This window comes from Rhodococcus sp. P3_B8 (assembly GCF_056402775.1).
In genome coordinates this window covers 1-8,158 of sequence record NZ_JBFUGT010000290.1, presented here as the reverse complement: position 1 = coordinate 8,158, position 8,158 = coordinate 1, and the positions used below count along the sequence as shown (strand labels likewise).

General features: G+C 68.7%; 8 protein-coding genes. 1 reads left to right on the top strand and 7 read right to left on the bottom strand.

Annotation, left to right across the window (positions count from 1 at the left end; genetic code table 11):
• On the top strand, positions 1–855 hold an 855-nt coding region (proB, locus tag AC1D1G_RS37655), incomplete at its 5' end, for a glutamate 5-kinase (protein WP_477956120.1).
• A 3-nt stretch (positions 856–858) separates the two neighbouring features.
• Here the strand turns inward: proB and AC1D1G_RS37650 are convergent.
• The 7 genes from AC1D1G_RS37650 to AC1D1G_RS37620 all read right to left on the bottom strand — a co-directional run bounded on the left by AC1D1G_RS37650 (position 859) and on the right by AC1D1G_RS37620 (position 8,051).
• A complete protein-coding gene (locus AC1D1G_RS37650; RefSeq protein WP_477956119.1) occupies positions 859–1,686 on the bottom strand; it encodes an NAD-dependent protein deacetylase in 828 nt (275 codons plus the stop codon).
• A gap of 21 nt (positions 1,687–1,707) precedes the next feature.
• Complete coding sequence (locus AC1D1G_RS37645; RefSeq protein ID WP_477956118.1) at positions 1,708–2,643, bottom strand: D-isomer specific 2-hydroxyacid dehydrogenase family protein; 936 nt, start codon at positions 2,641–2,643, stop codon at positions 1,708–1,710.
• Positions 2,644–2,653: 10 nt separating this feature from the next.
• Entirely contained in the window at positions 2,654–3,052 is a 399-nt protein-coding gene (locus tag AC1D1G_RS37640) for an ectoine synthase (RefSeq protein WP_005248060.1), read from the bottom strand.
• A gap of 19 nt (positions 3,053–3,071) precedes the next feature.
• On the bottom strand, positions 3,072–4,334 hold the full coding sequence (gene ectB, locus AC1D1G_RS37635) for a diaminobutyrate--2-oxoglutarate transaminase (protein ID WP_283333612.1): 1,263 nt from the start codon (positions 4,332–4,334) through the stop codon (positions 3,072–3,074).
• A gap of 27 nt (positions 4,335–4,361) precedes the next feature.
• Positions 4,362–4,874, bottom strand: a complete 513-nt coding sequence (ectA, locus tag AC1D1G_RS37630; protein WP_009474013.1) for a diaminobutyrate acetyltransferase — start codon at positions 4,872–4,874, stop codon at positions 4,362–4,364.
• Positions 4,875–5,025: 151 nt separating this feature from the next.
• Positions 5,026–7,125: a RecQ family ATP-dependent DNA helicase gene (locus AC1D1G_RS37625; RefSeq protein WP_477956117.1), complete on the bottom strand. Its 2,100-nt coding sequence runs from the start codon at positions 7,123–7,125 to the stop codon at positions 5,026–5,028.
• Between the two features lie 59 nt (positions 7,126–7,184).
• Positions 7,185–8,051, bottom strand: a complete 867-nt coding sequence (locus AC1D1G_RS37620; RefSeq protein ID WP_317567616.1) for a ribokinase — start codon at positions 8,049–8,051, stop codon at positions 7,185–7,187.
• Positions 8,052–8,158: the final 107 nt, after the last annotated feature.

The window sequence follows — 8,158 nt, the reverse complement described above, 5'->3', positions numbered from 1 at the left end:
GCGAGCGTGGGCCAGCTGGCGCTGGCCCACGCCTGGGGCACGTCGTTCGCCCGGTACGGCCGCACCGTCGGGCAGGTGCTGCTCACCGCGGACGACATCGCCCGCCGCGCGCAGCACCGCAACGCGCAACGCACCCTCGACCGTCTGCGCGCGCTGCACGCGGTCGCGATCGTCAACGAGAACGACACCGTCGCCACGGCGGAGCTGCGATTCGGTGACAACGACCGGCTCGCGGCGCTCGTCGCGCACCTGGTCGGCGCCGATGCCCTGGTCCTGCTGTCGGATGTCGACGGGCTGTACGACGGCGACCCCCGCAAGGGCAATGCCACGCTGATTGCCGAGGTGAACAGCCCCGAGGATCTCGACGGGGTGGTCGCGGGCTCGGGCGGCGCTCTCGGCACCGGCGGGATGGCGTCCAAGCTGTCGGCAGCGCGCCTCGCGGCCGATGCCGGCGTGCCGGTGCTGCTCGCCGCCGCCTCGGACGCCGGGGCAGCGCTGCGGGACGCCGGGGTGGGGACGGCGTTCGCGGCCCGGCCGTCGCGGTTGTCGGCGCGCAAGTTCTGGGTACGCCACGCCGCGGACGAGCAGGGGATCCTGCACATCGACGAGGGCGCTGTGCGTGCCGTCGTCACCAAGCGGCGGTCGTTGCTGCCCGCGGGGATCAGCGCGGTGTCGGGAAGGTTCTACGGCGGCGACGTCGTGTCGCTCCTCGGCCCCGACGAGCGTCCCGTGGCCAGGGGAGTGGTGGCCTACGACTCGGCGGAGATCAGCGACATCCTGGGCAAGTCGACCCAGGAACTGCCCGCGGAGATGCAGCGTCCCGTCGTTCACGCGGACGATCTGGTGCCGCTCTGACGGTCACGCGGGCAGCGCGGAGGACGCGTCGAGCAGTGCGGTGAGTGCTTCCGAACAGCCGGCGTGGAGCGTGAGGGTGGCGAACTCGTCGCCGCGCGTGGTGCCCCTGTTGACGATCACGATGGGGATTCCGCGTTTGGCGGCGTGCCGGACGAACCGCAGTCCCGACATGACGGTGAGCGACGAGCCGGCCACCAGGAGTGCCTCGGCTTCGTCGACCACGTCGTAGGCGGCGGCGACCCTCGGTTTCGGGACGGATTCGCCGAAGTACACGATGTCGGGTTTGAGCAGACCGCCGCACGTCTCGCAGTCGACCATCCGGAAATGCTCGGTGCTGGTGATCACCGCGTCGGCGTCCGGTGCGATCTCCACTCCCTGTGCGGCAGCGACGGTTTCGGCGAAACCGGGGTTCGCGCGCTCGAGCCGGTCGGCGAGCGTGGCCCGCGAGATCAGGGTGCCGCACGTCAGGCACCGGACCTGGGCGTACGTGCCGTGCAGGTCGATCACCCGGCGACTGCCTGCCTTGGTGTGCAGCAGGTCGACGTTCTGGGTGATGACGGCACTCGCGGCACCCGCCCGCTCGAGCCCCGCCAGGGCGCGGTGGCCGGTGTTGGGCCGGGCGGCGTCCATGTGGCGCCAGCCGAGGTGGTTCCGCGCCCAGTAGTGGCGGCGGAAATCGGGATCACCGGTGAACTGCTGGTACGTCATGGGATTGCGCGGTGGCGAATCCGGACCCCGGTAATCGGGGATCCCGGAATCCGTCGAAATGCCGGCGCCGGTGATCACACACAGGCGCCGGCCACCGAGTACGTCGATCAGTCGGGCGAACACGCACTCCAGGGTAGCGCCGGCTCAGTACCCGACGACAGGATCGATCAGAGCGGTGAGATTCTCACCGGCGACGAAGCGGGTGACGTTCAGCGCGACGTGCTCGGCGAATGCCGGGGGGCGCACCGACGGCGGGTTGGAATCGTGGGGGGTGATGATCACGTTGGGCAGATCCCACAGCGGGTGGCCGTCGGGAAGCGGCTCGGGATCGGTGACGTCGAGTCCCGCTCCGCCAATCGTGTTGTCCCGCAGCGCTTTCACCAGTGCATTGGTGTGAACGAGCGAGCCGCGCGCGACGTTGATCACCCACGCGGTCGGCTTCATCTGCGCGAATTCCGCCGCCCCGACCAGATGGTGCGTGGCGTCGGTGGCGGGAGCCCCGATCACGAAGTGATCCGCGCGGGCCCACACCTCGCCCAGGCGGGTGGTGGGAAGCGTCTCGATCGCGCCCGGCACCGGGCTGCCGGAGCGATTGACCGCGATGACGTCGGCCCCGACGCCCGCGAGCATCGGGATCAGTGCCCGGCCGATTCCGCCGGCACCCACGATGGCCACGGTGGTGCCCCGTAGGGTGCCGATCTTCGAATAGAACTCCTGCTGCCRCCAGGTCTTCGCCTCGAGGTGCTCCGGGAGTGCCCGCACCCCGGCCAGCAGCAGCGTCAGCGCGTGCTCGGCGACGGTGGCGGCGAACGCGCCCGCCGCCGACGTCCACAGCACGGTGGTGTCGGGTCTGATCACCTTCGCGGCGAACCACTCCTCGACACCCGCGGAGTTCAACTGCACCCAGCGGATGTTCTCGGGAAGCGGGTCCGGGAACCCGATCGGACCCGTGGTCCAGACCAGGGCGTCCGCGGAGTCGAGGGGGGCCACACGGGCACCGCCCCGGCGCACCGCATCCTCGAGGAGCGGGTCCGGGGCGGGTCCGATGGCTATAGCTGGAACAGCAGCGTCGTCGGCCATGGGGTCGAACTTACGCGGGAACCTCGATCAACGGGTAGACACCGTTTTCGTCGTGGACCTCACGCCCGGTGACGGGCGGGTTGAAGACGCACAGCATGCGCATTTCGGTGTCGGGCTCGACACGGTGACGCTCGTGACCGTTGAGCAGGTACATCGAACCGGGGCCGAGTTCGTAGACCTTGTCGTTGTCGAGGTCGATCAACTTGCCGGTTCCCTCGACGAGCCAGACGGCCTCGACGTGGTTGGCGTAGTGGAACTCGTTGACCGAGCCCGCTTTGATCGTGGTCTCGTGGAACGAGAAGCCCACTTTGTCGCCGCCGAGGATGATGCGCTTGCTGCGCCAGTTTCCGTCCTCGCTGGTGATGTCGCGCTCGGTGTCGGTGATTTCTGCGGTGGTACGAACGATCATGTGAGTGTCAGTCCTCTCTCTAGCTGCAAACCTTGCCGGTGGCGTCGGCGAGAATCGCGAGTCCGTGGTCCAGTTCCTCGTCGGTGATGGTGAGCGCCGGCAGGAGCTTGACCACCTCGTCCGACGGTCCGGAGGTCTCCGCGAGCAGGCCCTCGTCGAAGGCGAGCTTGCAGACCTTGCCCGCGTTCTCCGGCTCGTCGAACACGAGACCCTGGACGAGGCCGCGACCGCGGGTGGAGACGGACCCGTCGAACTGGTTCGCCAGATCGGTGAACGCCTGGTGGATCTTCTCGCCCTTCTTCAGCGTCGACTTGTGAAGGGTGTCGTCGGACCAGTAGTGGTCGAGGGCCACCTTCGACGTGACGAACGCCGGGTTGTTGCCGCGGAACGTGCCGTTGTGCTCGCCCGGGCCCCACACGTCGAGCTCACGCTTGAACAGCGTCAGCGCCATCGGGAGGCCGTAGCCGCTGATCGACTTCGACAGGCAGACGATGTCCGGGGTGATGCCGGCGACCTCGAAGGAGAAGAACGGTCCGGTGCGTCCGCAGCCCATCTGGACGTCGTCGACGATCAGCAGGATTTCGCGCTCGGCGCACAGGTCCGCGAGGGCGCGCAGCCACTCTGCGCGGGCGACGTTGACGCCGCCCTCACCCTGCACGGTCTCGACGATCACAGCGGCCGGACGGTTCAGGCCACTGCCCGAGTCGTCGAGCACGCGGCGGAACCAGTGGAAGTCCTCGGTGACGCCGTCGAAGTAGTTGTCGAACGGCATCGGGGTGGCGTGCACCAGCGGGATTCCGGCGCCGGCGCGCTTCATCGAGTTACCGGTGACCGACAGGGCGCCGAGCGTCATGCCGTGGAAAGCGTTGGTGAAGTTGATGATCGACGAACGACCCGTCACCTTGCGCGCCAGTTTCAGTGCGGCCTCGACCGTGTTGGTGCCGGTGGGGCCGGGGAACTGGACCTTGTAGTCGAGACCGCGGGGTTTGAGGATCTTGTCCTGGAAGGTCTGGAGCAGGTCGCGTTTGGCCACGGTCGACATGTCGAGACCGTGCGTGATGCCGTCGCTGACGATGTAGTCGACGAGCGCCGACTTCAGTACCGGGTTGTTGTGGCCGTAGTTCAGCGAACCGGCACCGGCGAAGAAGTCGAGGTAGTCGCGACCGTTCTCGTCGCGGATCCACGATCCGGACGCCGACTCGAAGACGGCGGGCCAGCCGCGGCTGTAGCTGCGAACCTCGGATTCGAGGTTGTCGAAGATGTTCGTATCGAAGTTAGTCATGTTGCTGCATTCCTCCGGGGCATGCTCTTAGCCGATCGTGTACAGATCTTCGGCTTCGTGTCCATCGGGAAAATCGTTAGGGGAGAACAATTCTTGCTTGTTGATCGCCGTATCTCGGCGACGCGCCAATGCTGTGAACAGCGCGATCGAGGCCTCGTTGTCGGGGCTGATCGTCGTTTCGAGATGGGTAATCCCTTCGGGTGCAAGTCGGTCGAGCAGCGCGCTCAGCATGCGACCTGCAATTCCCTTGCCGCGCTGGTCTGCGTCTACGGCGACTTGCCAGACGAACAGCGTCGCTGGGGATTCGGGGCGGATGAAGCCCGATACGAATCCCACGACGCGCTCGTCGACGACTGCGACGACCGACGAGCGGCTGAAATCTCTACACCACAACAGGTATGCGTAGCTCGAATTGAGATCGAGCACTTCCGTGTTCCTGGCGATCTCCCAGAGCCGGACTCCGTCAGTGATCTCTGGACTTCTGAACAACACCGCGTCCGGCGCGGTGGTCGGGATGGCACTCTTCTGAACAGGCGTCATTGGAAATTCGAACCTAACAACCATCCCCTTCGATTTCACGTGCCTCGCGAAATTGGACAGCTCAGGTGGCGGAGCTTTGCAGGTGAGACGTGCAAAGTGATGCTCATCACATTATGTAACTTTTGGGTGAACCGCAAGCGACACACTTCGCCTATTTGAGACTCGCGAGCGCGAAAGGGAGGACCGACGCGGCACCCGCCGCGCGGAGCGTCCGGGCGGCCATCGTGAGGGTCCAGCCGGTGTCCGTGAGGGTGTCGACGAGCAACACCGGTCCGGCGCCGGCAGGAAGGTCGGGGACCTCCCAGGCGTCGACGAGCCCGGCCACCCGGTAGGCGGAGTTGGCCGCGGACACCGGCGGATGCTCCGGGCGCAGCCGCAGAACTCCCAGGTCAGTGAGGCGTCCGACAGCGGCGAGCTGCCCCGCGATCGACGCCGACAGAAGGGGATGGGTGGCGGATTCGACCGCCATGACGGCGGTGGGCCGCTCGGCCCAGTCCCAGGAGGCCAGCACCTGGATGCAGGCCTTCAGGACGGCGTCGGGGGCAGGTCCGTCCGGTTCGTCGAGCAGGGAACGCAGCCGCTGTCCCCAGCCCAGGTCGGACAGCCGGCCCAGGACGCGCCCCGGCTCGGGGCTGTCCGTGATCTTCCCGGACAGCGCCACGCCGAGCTTCGCGAGGCCCGTAGGCCACTGTTTACGGGGCGCCAGGTCCACGCCTGGGCGCTCGAGACGCGTTCTGGTCTGTTGCACCRCCTCGGCGTCCACGGTCGCGTCGTGGCGCACTCCGGTGCAGTTGTCGCACCGGCCGCACTCCGAGGTCCCCGCCGCCAGACCCGGATCGTCGAGCTGCTCGCGCAGGAACGCCATCCGGCACGTGCTGATCCGCTGGTAGTCGATCATCGCCTGCTGCTCCGACTCGCGGGCGCGTTCGAGGCGCTCGTAGCGGTCCGCGTCGTACGTCCAGGGCTCCCCGGTGCCCACCCAGCCGCCGCGCACCCGGCGGATGGCCCCGTCCACGTCGAGCACCTTCAACACCATCTCCAGCCGGGTGCGGCCCAGCTCCACCAGCGGCTCGAGCGCCTGCGTGGACTGCGGCCGGTCGGTGTCGAGGACCTCGATCACCCGGCGTACCACGTGCTCCCGTGGGAACGCCACGGACGCGAAATAACTCCAGATCTGCTTGTCCTCGGATCCGGGCAGCAGGATGACCTCGGCGCGGTCGGTGGACCGTCCGGCACGCCCGACCTGCTGGTAGTAGGAGATGGGGGACGACGGCGCACCGAGGTGCACGACGAACCCCAGGTCGGGCTTGTCGAACCCCATGCCGAGCGCGGACGTCGCAACGAGGGCCTTGACGCGGTTGCCGAGCAGGTCCTGCTCGAGGGTCTCGCGCTCGGCGGCGTCGGTTTGCCCGGTGTACGCGGCGACCGTGTGGCCCTGCTCGGACAGCAGGCTCGCCAGATCCCGCGCCGCCGACACGGTGAGCGCGTAGATGATGCCCGAGCCGGGCAGGCTGTCGAGCTTCTGGGCGAGCCACGCCGCCCGGGCGGTGGCCTCCGGAATCTGCACGACCGACAGGTGCAGCGACTCCCGTTCGAGGCCGCCGCGGAGGACGAGCGTTTCGGCGCCGCCCACCCCGAGCTGCGTGGAGACGTCGGAGACGACGCGGTCGTTCGCCGTGGCCGTGGTGGCCAGCACGGGGATGCCCTCGCCCAGTTCGGCGATCAGTGTGCGGATCCGCCGGTAGTCGGGGCGGAAGTCGTGACCCCAGTCCGACACGCAGTGCGCCTCGTCGACCACGACGAGGCCCGCGTCGGCGGCGAGGGAGGGGAGGACCTGGTCGCGGAAGTCGGGATTGTTGAGACGCTCGGGGCTTACCAGCAGCACGTCCAGTTCGTTGTCGGCAACCCGGGCGTGGATGTCGTCCCACTCGGTGACGTTCCCGGAATTGATGGTGGCGGCGCGCACACCCGCCCGCTCGGCCGAGGCCACCTGGTTCCGCATGAGTGCCAGGAGCGGCGACACGATGACCGTGGGGCCGTGCCCGTGCGCCCGCAGGAGCTTCGCGGCGATGAAGTAGACCGCCGACTTGCCCCAGCCGGTCCGCTGGACGACCAGCGCCCGTCTGCGGCCCACCACGAGCGCCTCGATCGCCGTCCACTGGTCGTCGCGGAGGGTGGCGTGCTCGCCTGCCAGCTCGCGGAGCAGCCGTTCGGCCTCGTCACGGAGTGCGGGTTCGGTGGCGGTCGTCATGCCCCCCATGGTGCACGACACGGGTGACACGGAGGATCCGGGCGACCGCAGGAGCTCGCTCAGGCGGGCAGCGCCGCCTCGATCTCGGCAAGGGTGGGCGACGAGGTGGAGGCGCCTCGGCGGGTGGTGGCGAGCGCGCCCGCCGTGCACGCGAACGGGACGGCGGTCGCGGGCCCGCGTCGCCACGAGACGGCCAGGGCGCCGGCGAACGCGTCGCCGGCCCCGGTCGTGTCGACCACCTCGACCTCGGAGGAGTCGGTGTGGAGCGTTGTGCCGTCGCTGCCCGCGTAGTCCGCGCCCGACGACCCCAGCGTGGTCACGACGTGGGAGACAGCGCCGGTGACCTCGGCGCCGAGTTGCGCCGCCTCGGTCTGATTGACGAGGAGCACGTCGACCAGCTTGACGAGTTCGGCCGGAAGTGGCTGCACTGGTGACGGATTCAACATCACGACGGTGTCGTGTGCCGCGGCGTGTGCCGCCGCGGCAACGACGGTGCCCAGGGGGATCTCGAGTTGGCAGAGCAGGACGTCGGCGTCCGCGACGGCCGCGAGTTCGGCGGGGGTCAGGTCCACCACGGTGCTGTTGGCGCCCGGAACCACGACGATGCTGTTCTCGCCGGCGGCGTCGACGGTGATCGCCGCGATCCCGCTCGGCCCGTCCACCTCACGCAGGTACCGCGTGTCGACCTCGGCGTCCACGAGGGCCTCCCGCAAGTCGAGAGCGAACATGTCGGAGCCGACGGCACCGATGAACGTCACGGCTCCGCCGGCCCTCGCGGCCGCGATCGCCTGGTTGGCGCCCTTGCCGCCGGGGGTGGCGGCAAAGGCGCTGCCCAGGATCGTCTCTCCCGGCGCGGGCAACCGTTCGGTCGCGGTCAGTAGGTCCATGTTGACGCTGCCGACCACGGCGACCCTGGGAGCGGACATACTCCGAGACTAGCCCGCGTCGGCGGCCGCCGTCTCCTGTGCGGGTGCTGCGGATGCGTCGCCCTTGGTGCGGCGGAGGCGCTTCAGGATGCGGCGGGCCTCGGCGT